The organism is uncultured Traorella sp. (genome assembly GCF_944327115.1).
Taxonomy (GTDB): Bacteria; Bacillota_I; Bacilli_A; order Erysipelotrichales; family Erysipelotrichaceae; genus Traorella.
Window position 1 is genome coordinate 13925 of the sequence record NZ_CALVGS010000047.1, and the last position, 17331, is coordinate 31255.

Annotated in this window: 16 protein-coding genes and 1 pseudogene; all 17 read right to left on the reverse strand. The window is 39.8% G+C overall.

Annotation, left to right across the window (positions count from 1 at the left end; all coding sequences use genetic code 11):
* Positions 1-39: 39 nt before the first annotated feature.
* Positions 40-1062 (reverse strand): annotated as a pseudogene (locus Q0K35_RS04325) (NADH:flavin oxidoreductase); the annotation flags it as partial.
* Complete coding sequence (locus Q0K35_RS04330; RefSeq protein ID WP_294561481.1) at positions 1059-2984, reverse strand: FAD-dependent oxidoreductase; 1926 nt, start codon at positions 2982-2984, stop codon at positions 1059-1061. The pseudogene Q0K35_RS04325 and the gene Q0K35_RS04330, both read right to left, overlap by 4 nt.
* A 100-nt stretch (positions 2985-3084) precedes the next feature.
* Entirely contained in the window at positions 3085-3291 is a 207-nt protein-coding gene (locus Q0K35_RS04335; RefSeq protein WP_294561445.1) for a hypothetical protein, read from the reverse strand.
* A 162-nt stretch (positions 3292-3453) separates the two neighbouring features.
* Entirely contained in the window at positions 3454-4896 is a 1443-nt protein-coding gene (locus Q0K35_RS04340; RefSeq protein WP_294561446.1) for a glycoside hydrolase family 1 protein, read from the reverse strand.
* A 187-nt stretch (positions 4897-5083) separates the two neighbouring features.
* Complete coding sequence (locus Q0K35_RS04345) at positions 5084-5998, reverse strand: AEC family transporter (RefSeq protein WP_294561447.1); 915 nt, start codon at positions 5996-5998, stop codon at positions 5084-5086.
* Positions 5999-6075: 77 nt separating this feature from the next.
* Positions 6076-6882 (reverse strand): Cof-type HAD-IIB family hydrolase, encoded by an 807-nt coding sequence (locus Q0K35_RS04350; protein ID WP_294561448.1) that lies wholly within the window; start codon positions 6880-6882, stop codon positions 6076-6078.
* Positions 6879-8135, reverse strand: a complete 1257-nt coding sequence (locus Q0K35_RS04355; protein ID WP_294561449.1) for a M28 family peptidase — start codon at positions 8133-8135, stop codon at positions 6879-6881. Before Q0K35_RS04355 ends, Q0K35_RS04350 begins: the two co-directional genes overlap by 4 nt.
* Before the next feature lie 53 nt (positions 8136-8188).
* The gene (locus Q0K35_RS04360) at positions 8189-9400 is read right to left on the reverse strand and encodes a phosphopentomutase (RefSeq protein WP_294561450.1); all 1212 of its coding nucleotides are present in this window, start codon (positions 9398-9400) and stop codon (positions 8189-8191) included.
* A gap of 2 nt (positions 9401-9402) precedes the next feature.
* A complete protein-coding gene (locus Q0K35_RS04365) occupies positions 9403-10503 on the reverse strand; it encodes an aminotransferase class V-fold PLP-dependent enzyme (RefSeq protein WP_294561451.1) in 1101 nt (366 codons plus the stop codon).
* 8 nt (positions 10504-10511) lie between these two features.
* The gene (locus tag Q0K35_RS04370; protein WP_294561452.1) at positions 10512-11483 is read right to left on the reverse strand and encodes an amidase family protein; all 972 of its coding nucleotides are present in this window, start codon (positions 11481-11483) and stop codon (positions 10512-10514) included.
* Positions 11473-12651 (reverse strand): alanine racemase, encoded by a 1179-nt coding sequence (locus Q0K35_RS04375; protein ID WP_294561453.1) that lies wholly within the window; start codon positions 12649-12651, stop codon positions 11473-11475. The genes Q0K35_RS04370 and Q0K35_RS04375 overlap by 11 nt, the downstream gene beginning before the upstream one ends.
* Positions 12652-12666: 15 nt before the next feature.
* Entirely contained in the window at positions 12667-13578 is a 912-nt protein-coding gene (locus tag Q0K35_RS04380) for a hypothetical protein (protein ID WP_294561454.1), read from the reverse strand.
* 60 nt (positions 13579-13638) lie between these two features.
* Entirely contained in the window at positions 13639-14019 is a 381-nt protein-coding gene (locus Q0K35_RS04385) for a DUF2620 family protein (RefSeq protein ID WP_294561455.1), read from the reverse strand.
* Positions 14020-14046: 27 nt separating this feature from the next.
* Positions 14047-15360, reverse strand: a complete 1314-nt coding sequence (locus tag Q0K35_RS04390) for a YhfT family protein (protein WP_294561456.1) — start codon at positions 15358-15360, stop codon at positions 14047-14049.
* 23 nt (positions 15361-15383) lie between these two features.
* Entirely contained in the window at positions 15384-15761 is a 378-nt protein-coding gene (locus Q0K35_RS04395; protein WP_294561457.1) for a PRD domain-containing protein, read from the reverse strand.
* Between the two features lie 8 nt (positions 15762-15769).
* A complete protein-coding gene (locus tag Q0K35_RS04400; protein WP_294561458.1) occupies positions 15770-16141 on the reverse strand; it encodes a hypothetical protein in 372 nt (123 codons plus the stop codon).
* 143 nt (positions 16142-16284) lie between these two features.
* Entirely contained in the window at positions 16285-17208 is a 924-nt protein-coding gene (gene yhfZ / locus Q0K35_RS04405; protein WP_294561459.1) for a GntR family transcriptional regulator YhfZ, read from the reverse strand.
* Positions 17209-17331: the final 123 nt, after the last annotated feature.

Consider the following 17331-nt stretch of genomic DNA (forward strand, 5'->3'; position numbering starts at 1 on the left):
GGCACACCTCAGACATGGATAAATATCTTCCTGTCTTCCATCATAGGCCTTTTTAGGCCAATCAGGATCTACCATTGCTTCACGTCCGATAGCCACAAGATCACAGGCTTTAGATGCGATCGCATATTCCGCTTCTTCCGGCAGGATCACCGAACCCACAAGAACGACCGGTACATGGACATGTTGCTTTACTTGACGAACCAGATCAATTTTATCGAGATGAGGTTTGAAGTTTTTAGATACACAGTGATGGAATAATTCCGGTTCTGAATCTAAGCCTGCCGATACATGCACTAAGTCAATATAGGGTTCAGCCAACTGTACGAAACGAATACATTCATCAACATCAAAGCCGCCTTCCCGATATTCTCTTGCACCGACCCTTAATTCAATCGGATAATCTTTTCCTACGGCTTCTCGTACTTTTTTAAGTATTAGCAGCGGAAAGCGTACACGGTTTTCAAAAGAGCCGCCATACCGATCTGTCCGCTTATTGAAAGTCGGTGATAAAAACTGATAAGGCAGTCATCCATGTGCAAAATGAAGCATGATCATATCAAACCCGAAATTTTTGAAATTAACAGCTGCTTTCGCATAATTATCCGCAACATGCTGGATCATGTCCTCATCCATGCCCTGCACATGAATCGTTAATCCTTTTTTATGAAGATATGTTTCCGTGATCGCTCCGATCGCATGTCCTTCCTTTCCTGAATCTTTTGGAAAGTTATGCGCATATCGTCCGGCATGGATCAGCTCTACCGATGCATACATGCCATAACGCTGTAAGGCAAGCATCTGCTGACGCAGCATCTTCGCACCTTCCAATCCATGCACCTGCTGACCTTTTGGTTTGACAAAAGGGTCAGGATAGCCCATCAGCTGTGACCATTCATCATCGATCTGCCAACTGCCAAGAGTCATGAGTGAAGCTCCTGACTGGCCAAATTCTTCACAGATTTCAGGTACACCATTGCCCATTGGTGCAATTTCGATCCTGTTAGGAAACCGTAATGAGTTAATTTGTATCGGTTCAAAAAGATGTGGATACTTCAAATTCATTTTACATTCACCCCCGCAAAATATCCGTCATTGACAGCTTCAATCACCGTTGCAACGCTCCGGCAATCGCCAATCATCGTTGTTTCCGGTGTCACGCCATATAAACCATAAGCTTCTTTTTTCTTTGAACGTAAGCCAACGCTAAGGAATACCTGATCTGCTTCGATAAAGCTCTTATTTCCTTCACGATCTTCCACAAATACACCTTGCTCTGTTATCTCAGTTACTTGTGAGTTCAAATGAACATGCAATTTTTCACACTTCTCCATATGATGACGCAAAGCGATACGATAAAGCTTATTTCCTTTAGCACATAACGTATCACTCATCTCAATGATTGATACTTCTTTTCCCTGTTCCGCTAATTCAAGTGCTAACTCTGTACCAATCGTACCACCACCGATCACAACAGTCTTTCCACAGATATTTTCCAATCCATGCTCATAAGCCTCTACGGCCTGTCTTGCATACTCAACACCTTTGATCGGAGGCGTTATATAATCGGCACCGATTGCGATGATAACATCATCCGGCTGCAATGATTCCAAAAGTTTCTGATCAGCATTAGTAGAAAGCATGACTTTGACATGGCTTTTCTCAATATGATGAATCAGATATTCTTTAAATTTACGTAAATCTTCTTTATAAACACCCTTATCCGCCACATTGAGCTGCCCGCCTAACACATCCGCTTTTTCAATCAGGGTCACATGATGTCCTTTCGCATCTGCACTCAATGCCGCCTTCATGCCTGCAGGGCCACCGCCGACAACGACGACATTTCTTGGATGATCACTTTTTTCTTCCTTTAACGGAACTCGATTTTCTCTTCTAAATCTTGGATTGACCGAACACTGGACATTGGCATGTTCCGTAGCTATATGATAACAATTTAAACAGCGCAAACAAGGTACGATCTCTTCATCCAAACCTTTCTCCGCCTTTAATGGCCAATAAGGATCAGCCACTAATTGTCTTCCCAGCATGACCGCATCAATTTTTCCTTCACCGATCAACTCATCACAAATTTTCGGATCTGAAACACCACCGACAAGACATACCATGGCCCCTGTTTCTTTCTTTACCCTTTGCGCAAAATCAAGATTGTAATACCGTGGTTCAAAAATCGTGGTATGCGTATATACATTGGCCTCATAATGATCAACATCCCCACCATAACAATCCATACCGGCAGAAATATTAAAGATATCAACGATATCCTTCACAGAATCAATAAAATAAAGCATATCATCTTCACAATAAGTTTCAGGAATCACCAATTGACGAGAAACACGTACCATGATCGGATAGTCCTTACCTACTGTTTTTCTAACAGCAAGCAATGCTTCTCTGGCAAAACGCGTTCGATTTTCCACGCTGCCGCCATATTCATCACTGCGTTGATTCCATACAGGAGATAAAAAGATCGAGCATTGTGAATCATGACCAAAATGAAGCATGATCATACGGATTCCAAAATCCTTTGCCTTCTTGCATTCTGCACATAAAGCATCAATTTGGGCACGCATCTGTTCATGAGTCATCGCCTTAGCCTTCTCACCCGTATAAGCAATGCCATCACTAGGCGCTTGAATCGTACCATCCTCATTTTTCAGCGGATGAAAACTAAACTCCATGACTCCGACAGCTCCGCTTTCTTCGATCAATGACCAGGTTTCCCGTGTCACATCACGGGCATATTTATCAAAGGGACTGGAACATTTCGCAATATCCGCTGTACCATAGCTTGAAACAACGATCGCACTGCTGCCGCCCTGTGCCTTATCCGGTAAAGAAATCCCACCATAGTAAGTCGAAGATAAAAGCATGGCTCTTGGTACCCCCATAGGAGCTGCTATCACTCGGTTTTTCAACATCACTCCATTTACCTGTAAAGGAGCAAACAGATTCGGATATTTCATTTCTTTCACACTATCACCTCTGTTATCATTATTTCTAAAATGAAGCTTTCTTTCAAGCTTCACTCTTGCACGAGGGTTATGCAACTTTAAAGAAAATTCATCAGATCTGCCCCGTCACAGTGCAAAAAATATCTTCGATCTCCAATAAGAAAATGATTTTGTAACCAAAATCGTATGCACGATCGTAAAGACATTTATAGGCCTTATGAAGAACACGGTTATAGACTCTCAGATCATGAAGAATGCTGTTCTTCAGATCAGGGAATTCACGGTAATAGAAACGGTTGGAAAGAGAAAAGACTTTCAAGATGTCTCCTTGATAGAAAAAAGAGTATTCACACAGATATTAATGACACATAAAATCATAATATAAGTATACTTAACTTTTTTCATTCTCTTTCATTATCTTCCTGTCCATCAAAATTGAAATTTCCTAATATACAAAAAAAGGAACAACGATCATTGTTCCTTAATCTAAATCTTCACCATTGCTGGCGATAACTTTTTTATACCAATAGAAAGAATCTTTTCTTCTTCGCGAATAATCACCGCTTCCGTCATCATACCGCTCCACAAAAATAAATCCGTATCGCTTCCTCATCTCTCCCGTAGATGCACTCACCAAATCAATGCAGCCCCATGGTGTATATCCTCTCAGATCCACTCCATCCAATATGGCTTCATGCATCTGTTCGATATGTCTTCGCAGATAGTCTATTCGATAGTCATCATGAATGCTGCCATCCTCTTCGATCTTATCATAAGCTCCTAAACCATTCTCTACCACATAGATCGGCAGCTGATAGCGATCCCAGATCTCATTGAGCGAAAACCGTAAGCCGATCGGATCGATCTGCCATCCCCAGTCACTGGCCTTTAAATATGGATTTGGCACTCCATTCAATATATTCCCTTTCCCTGCATCCTGTTTTGTTGGATCGGCACTCTGACAGTTTGACATGTAATAAGAACAGGTATAGAAATCAACACAGCCGTTTTTCAGTATCTCATCATCCTTCTCTTCTTTTTTGATTTTTATATTATTTTCTTTGAAATATCGCTGCATATAGTTTGGATAAGCTCCCCGGCACTGTACATCGCTGCAGAACCAGTTAAACAGATGATTCTGCTTCTGTGCCGCAATCTGATCATTCGGATCACAGGTCAGCCCATAGGTCGTTGCCATGATATTCATGCATCCTACCTGGTAATTCGGATCGATCTCATGCGCCATCCTTACTGCCAAAGCACTGGCGATAAACTGATGATGCAATCCCTGGAAACGATTCTGAGGAACATCTTTCTGATCCATGAACTCCATTGTTTTGATCTCATTTAAAATACCCTGACTTAAAAAGCCTCCCATCTTTCCAGTTGCGGAATTGATCTCATTAAAGGTCAGCCAGTATTTTACCTTGCCTTTGTACCGGGTAAAGATAGCCCTGCAGTATCTCAGATAACACTCGATCATCCTGCGATCTGCCCATCCATTCCATTTCTTGGTCAGACCAAAAGGTACTTCATAATGTGAAATGGTAATCATTGGCTCAATATTATATTTCAAACACTCATCGATCAAACCTTCATAAAACTTTAGCCCGGCTTCATTTGGTCGCTCTTCATCACCATTTGGGAAGATCCTTGTCCATGCAATCGAAAAACGATACATTTTGAAACCCATTTGCGCAAATAACGCAATATCTTCCTTATAGCGATGATAATGATCGATCGCATCATGACTTGGATAAAAGGTTGCTTCCTCCAAAACAGGCGTGATTCTCTTGCTTCGAGTCGCCGTTCCTCCTGTACAGATATCAGGACAGGAAATTCCTTTGCCTCCTTCCTGCCATGCACCCTCACACTGATTAGCTGCTGTTGCACCGCCCCAATAAAATCCTTTTGGAAAACTCATCTTTTAATTCCTCCTATTCTTTCTTAATTTATAACATTAAAATAAAAATAGGACAATCCTTCAATTTTATAAAATGATGAAAACATGCATCGTTCCAAAAAAGGTCATGCTTTTCTTCATGAAAATGCAGCCAAATGAATGGCTGCATTTTTACTCATTATTTAATATTTAAACAACTACTTGTGATTTATGAAAAAAGAATGATCAGGATCGTAAGAGTAATGATACTTATGATCATGCTTAAGGAATTAACAGCTGCCGGTACAGGTGTTTTTGAATCGATCATGTAAGAATAAACAGGAGCTACTGATGAGATCGGTGCAAATAAGCTTAAAACGATCATCTGTTTTGCGGTAACTTCTACCGGCAAAAAAACAAAAACAAAAATTGAGATCAAGATCATCAAGCCATATCTGCCGATCAAGATATCACGGATTTTTTTTACCTGTGATAAATCCAGCTTTATCTCCAATGATATACCGATCATGAGCATGGCCAAAAAGGCATTTGCATTACCTGCAATACTTGCGACACTGATCAATTGTTCAGGAATCGTTATATTTAAAAACGAAAGGATGAATAAAAGCACATAAGTACAAAACGGTACAGAAGAAAGCAGTCTTTTTATAAACTCAACTACGATCTTTATCCCTCTTGATCGTACGACCATCGAGCTGGCAACCGAGTAAGTACCCCCTAAGCACATGATCGCATTTCCCGTATCAAACATTATGACATAGGCCAATAAGCTGGATGGGAAAAAACTTTGAACAAAAGGAAGCGTAAATGTTCCGATATTATACCCGGACATATTGATCATATATATTGCTTTTTCCATCAAAGATTCCTTTTTGACCATCATATATCCTACAACGATCGTAATGATATTTGACCCAAAACCAATCAGCAAGGCTAATAACAGTGATGATGAAACTTCAATATGACCGACTGAAGTAAACAGTGCACATGGCAAAGTAACATTCATGATTACAAACGATAAAAATCGGGCATGTTCTTTTTGAAAGATTCCCTTTGATTTAAAAACATACCCCATAACGATAATTAAAATAAACCCTATTGCTTTGATCAAAATATCCAGCATATCTTCACCCCATTTGAATACTGATTTATTTTACCACTTTCTTTTTCAAAATCAATGTTTCATATAATAAAAAGCAATCAAAGGATTGCCTTGTCCATCAATTCCAGCAATTCTTTGATCACTCCCTGATTTTCATTTGAATCAATTATTTTATCCGCTGCTTTCTTTGCTTCCTCACTTGCATTCGCTACTGCATAACCACAGCCTGCCATCGACAACATTTCCACATCATTACCGCCATCGCCAAACGCAATACATTCATCCGGGGATATACCAAAATGATCACACAGCTTTAAAAGCGCATTTCCCTTATTCTGATTCTTGATGATCAGATCAATGCATCCCTGACCACCGCTTGTAGACACGATATCAGGAGGCAATGATAAACCTTCCATCAGCTCTTTTGTTTCATTTATCGGACACATCAAAGCAAATTTCAATATATGATCCCTGACGATGTATGCTTTGAAATCATCCACCCGCTTCAGCTTATGATAATAGCGATGTATCTGTTCATAAAAAACAAGACCGTCTTTTTCTAATACATACGCTGAATTTTTTCCACATACGACAATCTTGATCTGTCTGTATTTCTGAAGCTCTTCTAAAACCATATTAACCGTTTTTGTTTCCATGATACCGCAGTAAAGCTCTTTCCCCTCGCTTATGATCCATGCGCCATTTTCTGCAATATAGCTGATCTTATCACCATATTCTTCAAAAAAGCTTTTCAATTGATAATATTGATTACCGCTAGCAACGACAAAATGACCGCCTTTCTGATAGAAATCATTAAAAAACTGATGAAAAGCTTCCCGGTCATATGTCTTATCATGGGTAAGGAAGGTCCCATCCATATCAACAGCTGCCAGCTTTATGCTCATGCTTTCTTTTCTTCCTCTTTCTTCTTTTTCAAATCTCTTCCATAATATTTTTCTATTTCTTCTTTCATATTATCCGGAATTTCTTTCGGTACCGGAATGACATACGCATTCGCCATTTTTTCCACAAAATCACAGATAAAAGAAGTATCCTGAACCAGCATCTGCTCAGATAAATGCTCGATTACATCATAGCGGGAATGAATTTCACCCGTACCTGATGTAGTGATACGTGCAAAAGAAACGGCCGGTACACCTTTATCAGCAAACGGTGTAGAATCACTGGAATAAACGCCCTGGGATACTTCGATCGGGAATCCCTTGATCTTTCCAAAATAATCAATGTAATGAACAAGTGACATATCACTTGTACACACGGCAATTCTACGTCCCATGATCGATCCGATCATATCTACATTGACGCATAGCCCGATATGCTCCATCTCTTCCTGATGTGCTTCTACATATGCCTTTGAACCTAAAAGTCCCCGCTCCTCACTGCCACACCAGATAAGCCGTATGCTGTGTCCTAATTTTTTATCCTTCAATTCTTTCGCAAGACCATACAGACAAACACTTCCTGTCGCATTATCATAAGCTCCCTTTGAATGCGGAACGGAATCATAGTGAGCGGTGCAAACAAGGATATCATCATTTTCACCTTTTATATCACAAACAAGATTATGGGAATGAACCTTTTCAATGGTTTGTTTTACAACGATACGGACTTCGCTGGCCCCTTTTGCCACCATTTCCATCGCATCATCTACACGAATATTAACTCCCGGAAGGTTGCCGAATTCCTGTAAGGTTTCTCTTAATTCTCTTGGATCAAGATCGTTTTCTTCTCTGTCAATGTTTCCATTATATGTGATAAAACCAATGGCTTTTGCTTCTGTAATGGCCTTGAATGTCTTCATTCCCAAATAACCATTTACCAAGGCAATCTTACCGCTGACCTGTTTCCTGCTGACGGCATTATCGCTTTCAAAATAACAAAGATCTCCGGCAAGCCCTTCAGTATTGGTGCAGCCCATATAAGCTGTTGCCTCATATGTTTTCTGATAAGGCTGCAATACCTCCAGTGAAACTTTTGATACATGATTGGTGACTACATCAAAAGCTTCGATATGACTTTCCAGACCAATCTTACTCAATTCATCCTGAATGATATGACAGGCTTCTAATTCTTGATCTGTCCCGCCTATTCTTTCAAAATATAATTTTTCTAATAATTCATATTCATTGCTTTTCATGATATTACCTCCATGTTTACTATTCTAGCACGTAAAAGGGCTGTATTACAGCCCTATTTAAGTAAATTCATAAAGGATTGACCATTTTGCGGTGCACTGACTCCAAAGAAATCACATACGCTGGCACCAACATCTGAAAGTGTCTTACGAAGTCCGATGCTGACTCCCTCAACACCTGCTTTTTTAATTAACAGTGGTACATTTTCACGAGTATGACGGTTATGACCGATATTTGGATCATTTCCATGATCCGCCATGACGACCAATACATCATCATCATGTATCAGATCCATGATGATACCGATCTTTTCATCCGCAATTTCCAAAAGATTCTTGTACCACGTCGAATCCTGTGAATGACCGGCAAGATCCGTTTCTTGTACATTGGTACAGATAAAACCGTTTTTCATATCTTTGATTTCCTGAATCGTAAGATCCAGCACTTCCGCCGTATCAACACATGATACTGACTTACCGGCATCATTGGCAACGATGTCGGCTACCTTCCCAAACAGTGATACCGGTATATGAGCATGACCTAAAATCGTCGGGGCCTGTACTTTTTCATCGACACCATAACCTAAATGACGACACTGATAGCCATGTTCATACGATTTTGATTTAACAGCATGAATACCGATGAATCGATCCTCACGTGTTTCTTCTGCTGCCAGAATATCATCGATCGTAGTATTGGTGCCGCCAAATGGAATCACACGATTCACGGTGGCAACCTCACGTACCAGACGGCCGATTTCCAATTCCTTATCAAAAGAGAGATAATCAAGCGGTGCCGTACAATTATAAGCCATACCTAGATCAGCATCGATATTATCTGCTACCGTACAATAATCATCGACCAACAAATATCTTAAATGACCATTTTGACGTACTTCTACTTTATGACCATGCTTTTTTAAATGTTCTTTGATCTCATCAACTTTTTCCTGAAATGGCTGGACCACCGGTTTTTTAGGAAGTGAACCCATGATTTCCTGATGCCCCATAAACGTATCTGCACCAAAATGCATCAATTCGCTTTTGCCCCAAACAGCCTTATCAGAGAATTTCATCTTCTCGCTTTCTTTTCCAAAGGCGTTCATAAGTCCTAAAGCTTCCAGATTCGGTAATTTTAAATCAGGATGATCATGGAGGATACTGCCCAAGGTAGAGCTTTTTTCATCACCCGGGCGAGCGATGGCAGCATCGGCCATCGCCTGCATACCAAATCCATCCAATACGATTACGATAAACCTCTTATCCATTTTTATTCCTCCAAAGCTTTTATAATGCTTTTTTCGAGAACCTCTAAAACAGTGTCTGCACCGCAGCGATTCGGATTGATACGAATCATCGTGTCAGCAAAGGAAGGATCGCTCTTCAAAAAGGTTCCCGATACCCGATAAAACAATGGCGCAAATTCATATTTACTTTCAGCACCGACCGGATTCGGCAATGCTCCCAGCTTTTCAGCTTCTATCAACACCTTCTTTGCGATCGGTCTTTCAAATTCTATCAATAAGACCTTCGATTGAGCATTAGCCAGATAAGCATGTTTTACACCTTTAATACCTTGCTCATGGATTCTTTTTAAGATTTCTTCTCCCGTCTGCGCAGAAATGGCCAGCATCACCGGTGCATTGATCAAGCCTCTAAGCACCTCCAAGGCTTCCCATCCCTGAACCTGACAGCCTCCTGAATAATGCATCTTGCGAATTTTTTCAATATATTGCTTCTTACCTACGACACAGCCGATGCCTTCCGGTCCCTGCAGCTTAAAACAAGAAAAGCAGGACATGTCGGCACCTAATTCACAGCTGATTCTGCTTACTTTTAAGACTGCATAATTATCATCACAAATGATAGGAATATCACGACAGTCTTGAATGGTCTTGATCACTTCTTCCATCGAATAACGGTCATCCGGTTTCTGTCGTGTAAACTGGATCAAAGCACCCTTGATATCTGTATGTTCTTCCATGACATGACGCAGCTGGTCCAACGAGTTGAAATCTGCCTTTACGATTTCCAGTCCAAGCATATCTAAGCTGATCTGAGTTGTTGAATAAACGGCAGCATCATGGACCAAAATCTTATCTTTCGGTTTGAAAATCGAAGATAATCCATAACGTATGGCACCGGTACCGGCACCTCTGACTAAAATACAGTCTTCGGCATGAAAAAATTCCGCAATCGCTTTTTCAGCCTTATGGGTCGTCAATGGCTGATTTTCAGGCTGATGGACTCCTAGATCACCACGTGTCAGAAATTCACTTCCCGTAAAATAATGCATGGCACATGCGCTCATACGAAACTGCTTCTGCATCGCTTCTTCGATATGAATACTTTCTAAAGGATATACTTTCATAACTTGCCTCACTCTACCTGATAACCCTCATTAAAATAAGAGTCAATATCTAAAAAATATCGTTCGATCAATTCATCATGAACATGTTCGATCTTTTCACTTAGCTTCAATAAACGTGCGATCTTATCATTTCTGCTTTCACACATCAGCAAGGTCGCCATGCCCAATCCCTTTTGAGGAATGGCCAATGCTGTTGCCTCAGCGATATTGCACACACGTACATAACCTTTATTGGCTGCTTTTTGAATCTCTTGAGTCCGGCTATCAAAATGACCAAATAAAGAATCACCAAAACCATATAAATCAACAGGACCTTCAGTAACCATCAATACATCACATTGTTTCAACACATCTTTTAAATAAGCGGTTAATTCATTTCTTGGCGCATGTGCTTCCATGACATCGATGATCGTTGAATCGATACCTTCATATTTCTGATCGCTGAAAACTTTGCCATATCCATCAGCTTTCGTTATCCCTGTCGCAACTTCAAAAGCTTTAAATAAGATCTCACGATCTCTAGCCATAAAGCCAATTGAATTACCGGCAACGATTCCATCCGTATTCGCTTTAAGCGAGATATTGCGATCTTTTTCGATCAGCTTTGAGATCATCCCATAGATATTGACACACATGGCCGGTGCCAGCACGCTTCCGCCCCCATCATTGCCAATACCTAAATCATTGATACCGGCAAAAACATTCAAGGCAGTACCTGAGGATGAGCCTGACATATAATGTCCGGTGATCGGATTGATCAGCTGGGTATCTACCGCTCTTCCCGCCAACTGTGATTTCTTATCGATCGTATGCAATCCAAAACCATGTGGCTCCAGCTTTTTCATAAGCGTATTAGGTATGGACGCTACATTTTTGATTCCTACAAGAATACTATCTTCATCGGGATCAAAAACACGAACGACCGATTGATATGGATTCAACAAGGCCAGACGATGCTGTTTTTCATACTTATCCTTCATTTGTTTCACCTTTCTTAAGCATATGACCATAGGCATCATAGATTCCAAAAAGTTCAGGCCTATGATCTTTCAGTCCTTTTACAACTGCGATATGACTGCGTGTCGTGAACATTTGTGCCCTAAAACACATCAGCACGGTATCACCTACATCAAATCTGCCATCCAGCTCAAAATGATAATCGATTGAATCATCATGGACCGCATAGGCTTTTGTCAGCTTCAGATCATCTGCCGAGTGACCCACAAGTGCATATTTCAAATGTCCGCGACGATAATGTCCGCCGCCATAACAATACGCTTTATCCAGATAATTATGTGAGATCTCACTTACATACACATAACCCGTTCTTTCATATCCGTCATTATTTTTATGGAAGGGTGTCGTTCCTGTAAGTCCATGACCCGGCTCTCCATTATTACCGCCAAGCTCATGAATGAGTGGGATAGATGCCATACAAGTGGCAGAAGGAAGATTGATCAATAAATCATGATATCCTCTCTTTTCAAGCAATAAACGTCCACGCTTTAATGCATGATAATTCGCTGTCGGAGTAATCTCATTTTTGCTTTCATCATATAAAAGTGCAGGAAAGATGGTCAGGCCACCGATTCTCACATGCTTAAGCATTTCGATGCGATCGATCAATGCCTCTAATTCATCCACCATGAAGCCGCCGACCTGGCCCGAATAGAATTCTGAATCAGAATCACTGATGCGCAGCATGATCGGCTGGATCATATCCAGCTCTTGAGCTGCCTGATTGATTTCTAATATCTTTTCATAAGAATAAACGGTCATGACCGTCGGTCGTGCTGCTACCACTTCTTTGATGCATGCTTTTGGTATCTGAACAAGATGACCTACATTGCCAAGCTTGATATGATTTTTTAACATGACCAGTGTTTCTTTAAAATCAACTGCCACAACACCATCAAAACCTAATTCTTGCAGACCTTTGGCAATTTCCGGATTACGTCCGAGCTGTTTCAGCATGAAAAATAATTTAACTCCTAATGGATCGGCAATTTCTTTCATTTTCCTGCCATTTTCCATAATCGTATCATAATCCAATACATAGGTATCAGGTAAAATAAGTCCCTTTTGATGAAGATGAAAGGCAAATTCAATTAAAGCACGATTATTCTCCTGTACTTTTTCTATAAACATACCCTTCCCTCCTCTTTATTTCCATTCATTATCTAAAACTCTTGCAGGTGTCAGTGTCGTAATCTTATAAATATCTTCATCGGTTGCACCATATTCCTTCATCAAAGGCAAAACGGTCTTATATGCCGCAAGATAACCGACACCGCCATGGGCAACAAAATAGCTTCTTCTTGAAACATCATCGCTAACCATCAAATGATCTCCATATCCAGCTTCAATGATCCTAACGGCATTTCTTGCCCTTACTTCATCAGCCATATAGCTTACCTTTCCACAAGTATCAAAAGCTATATTGACACCTCTTTCCAATAAGCTTAAATGATACTGTGAATCATTAATCAGATCCTGATGCCCGATAATGATCTTATCCGGATCCATTCCACAAGCCAGCAACGTATCAATCGTTTCCATTGCTGTATAGCGTGATGTATGCGTACTGACAGCACAACCTACTTTTTTTGCTGCCATTCCCGCTGCTTCCAAGATCTTTTTCTCATTCTTTACAAATGAATTCGGACTTGATGCGATTTCCGCGATAATACCGGCTTTGATCCCTGTATCATCGATGCCCTCCATCAGTTCTTTGACATATATATCCGCAATCTCTTCAACACTGGCACCATCCATCCAGTCGGGATGGTATTCAGACAGATAAAAACCTGTCGAGCATATAATATTCAAACCTGTCTGGAGCGCAATTTCTTTTAATTTCAATACATCTCTTGATAAATCGATCGTTGAAACCTCAATGGCACTTTTGACACCAAGCTCCATCATCATCTTTATTTCCGGTACTACCTCTTCTACCGTTTCTATCTTCGAAACACCATCATGCCGCACCCGATCTAAATCAATAATAAAATGCTCATGGCACATCGTAGCACCTAATTCACTTTTTTCTATATCACCAAGTACTGTTCTAATCATGTTAACTTACCTCATATAAATGAAGGGCATCAAGTTGACTTGATACCCTAATGAACGATTTTATTCAGGCTTGCCTTCCGTTTTATCAACCAGCGCTTTAACTAAAGCAGGAACAACAATATCCGTATGCGTCTTTACATAACCGAATGCCTTATGATTGCCACTATAAACCATGTGACGAATTTGCTTTTCATTAGGACAATTGCCCTGTTTTGAAACTACTAAACAATTACCATATCCCAAAACCATGATCGCTGTCGCTAATGAACCACCGCCACCAGTCATGCAGCTGCCTAAATAATAATCGATTTCTTTATTTTTTACTTTACGTGCAGCTATCATATCCGGATCCGTATAAGTTTCAACTTGATCAGCAAAATTTTTATCTATAATATCTTTTGTCTGGGTTGCCGTTAAACCGCAACATTCAATCTTAATCACAGAAAGCCTCCTTTATTTATATAATCATTATATAACGATAAATCCTAGTGCTACAACAATATTGTAGATGATACCTACGGCAACTGCCGCAATAGGACCAACTGCACTCTTTGGTAATCTCTGACCCGTTACTTCATTTACAACATAGAATGCACCAACAAGCATGATACCTACTTCACCCCAAGTTGCATTAGCAGCAAGGAAAGCACCAATCGTCAATGCCAAACCGATCGTAGAGATCATACCATCACGAATATGATCGCCACATTTCGAGAGTTCCGGGAATTTCGATAACAATTTTCCTAAAAGACCGATCAACTGGATTTCAACAAATTCTGCTGCGAAGCCTAAGATCGGAGCCAGCCACCATGTCGGTGCCAAAACACCAAACAACATAACTGAACATAGACCAACTGCCTGATAAACACCGGTAGCCAGTGAAGTTGATACGATCAACGGAATAAAGGCAATGATGACACCTACCATGGCAATGTAGAATGGCGTCATATCGTTTGATAAAACAGCTGCTGATAAGATATAAGGCTGATATGCCTGAGCTAAGATCTTGATACCTAAAGCATTCAATGCACCCTGAACGCAAAGATACTTCCAGTTTGATTTGATTCGATCTGCATTTTTAGAGAATAAGTTTTCTTCTTCTGCATCTGTTTCAACACTTTCTGAATTGCTGCTTCCTTTTGCGGCAAAGACGATCAGGCAGATCATACCTGCCAGCATTGCGAAAGTGTATGGATATAAGCTGATGTTGATAGAGCCGATAGTTACGGTTCCAACAAGTGTACATAAGATATAAACGATTGCTTCAATGACACCTGTTCCGATACCTTTTCTTGCACCAAACTGTCCGGCTATTGCTACTGCCGGGAACATACTGAAAATCGGCAATGTAGGGGTAGAAATGTTCGTCAGGTCATTTAAGAAATTATAAGGCAATGCCATGAAAGCCTGATTGATAACATTCGTACCAAAAGCACAAAGCAAACCATATCCAGCACCGATACCTAAGGCTACCCACTTATTTGGTGACCAAGCACCTAAACAGTCTGTCGCAATAAGCGTTAAGTGACATGCAATCAAGCCAGTACCGAGCCACTGACTGAAACCAGCAAGCACCCAACCAAAGCCCATACCTGTAATAACAACAGCAAATTCTGCTCTTGACATTCTCTTTTCGATCAGTTCTGGGAACACCGGTCTAGCACCATCGTTAAAGTTAGAAATACATTTATGCGACAATAAGCTTGCCCATGCACAAATCATTACTAATACAACGGTTCTGGCCAACATTGGAAATTCAAAGTTAGTAATAATTCCTTCCATATTTTATCTCCTTTTCTTTTCTCTTAATTCCACTCATCATTTGTTTGAAAGAATGAAATTAAGTTATTTATATGAAGCAAAAGATAACCCTGCTCGGTTGCATTCAACGGTATATCTGTTGCTTTCATAACCTTATCTAACACTTCTGTTGAGAGCGGATAAGTATCCAGAGAAGTTAATTCGTTCAATACTTCCTCAGGAAGTTCATCGATATCCTCCTCACTATGCAGACGTGCATACGCTGCACATAAATGAGCGATGAACGTATCAGCATTTTCTTCCTGTAACGTAACACCATATTCTTTTTCAAATAAAGATATGACCTTATTCACATTTTCAACATCTTTTTCAGTAATCATACCGCCTTCCAGATAAAGCTGTAATCTTTCACTAAAATCCATGATCCCACCTACTTCCTTTTCTTCTTTACCGGCATCTTTCTTTTATCATCAGGATGATATTCAACATATTCTCCTTTTAAAAATTGATAAGAGATATATAAGCAAAGCTTATCTGCCCATAGAGATATCACGATTGCAAACATACATGTAACAATCAATAAAGCATAATTATTCATATTCTGTACCTGCATAAAACCAATCATCAAGAAAGCGACTACGATCATCACAAACAGATAGCGAACCATCTTTAATTTTCTGATCGACCTGAGATCATATGTCATTTTCGCATGACAATGAGAACAGCTGATCGTTTGTCTTATATTTTTATAATTTAGCTCTATAGGCTGTCCGCATCGATAACATTTCACCGATCTTGTCAAGATATCACCTCGTACAAATTTTTGTATATTTACATTATTATATTAAACTACTCGTTTGCTGATGTCAATATTTTATATACATTTTTATGTATTTTATAATCAAACAAACAAATATCCCTATAAAAAAGCAGACCTTGATTTTCTTAATAACTAGGTGTTATTTTTCCTTCTAAAACCAGCTTCTGAATGTTTGTCACTGTCTTGACATCAATGATCTCATCCAATAATGAGGCCATTTCAGGTTCTTCTTTATTTACGACCAAAACTGCTTCATCCGCAAGAATATCCAGATTTTGAATTTCCACATAATTCACTTCGATCATCTTATCCAATATCTCATCCTTGTTCCATACAGAGGCATCAATATCACCGGACATGACACGCTTTAAGCTCTGCGAATAATCAATATGAACAAATTCTACTTTTTTTCCTTTACATATAGCTTCAGTCAAACGTTTTTGATCCACGGAATCATTATCGACACCGATTTTCATACCGTCCTCAACCGCATCATATTTATTGTTTTTAAAAATGATGACATGCTCGCTCAGATAAGAATATCTTCCAAAGGACTTTACGATGATGATATTATTATATTTATCCAATATCTGTTCAGCCGCATCTCTGGAAATGATGGCATAATCATAACGATTCGATTCCAGCATGCTGATTCGGTTCAAAGAGCCACGCATATACGCCATGGAAGCCGGAATATTATAATGATTTTCCATCGCTACCAATAAACCGCTGGCCAATCCTTCATAACGTCGTGAATAAGGCAGAGGCATCACACCGACAATAGAGGTAATCCCCGCAAATTCAAGTAATACCTTCATATTTTTCTTAATGAGATAAGAGCCTAGATGTCCCTTTGATTCAATTCTTATCGCATCATTGTTCTGAAGCGTTTTTAAAGCATTCTGCACCGTTCCGCGTGCAAGATTAAAACGATCACTGATCTCAGTTACCGTAGGAATTTTATCACCGACACTGTATTTTAAAAACTCCTTTGCGAGCGTCAGGGTCACATAACCATTTTTACTCAATAAAATTTGCTTATAGTCCATATATTTCTCCATCTTTATTCTATCACAAAATAAAGATTTTTAACGATTTTTATAAAAAAAAGACGCATTTCTGCGTCTTAGGGAAATGAGTTTCTCCCTCATTCATAGTATGACATCAATTCT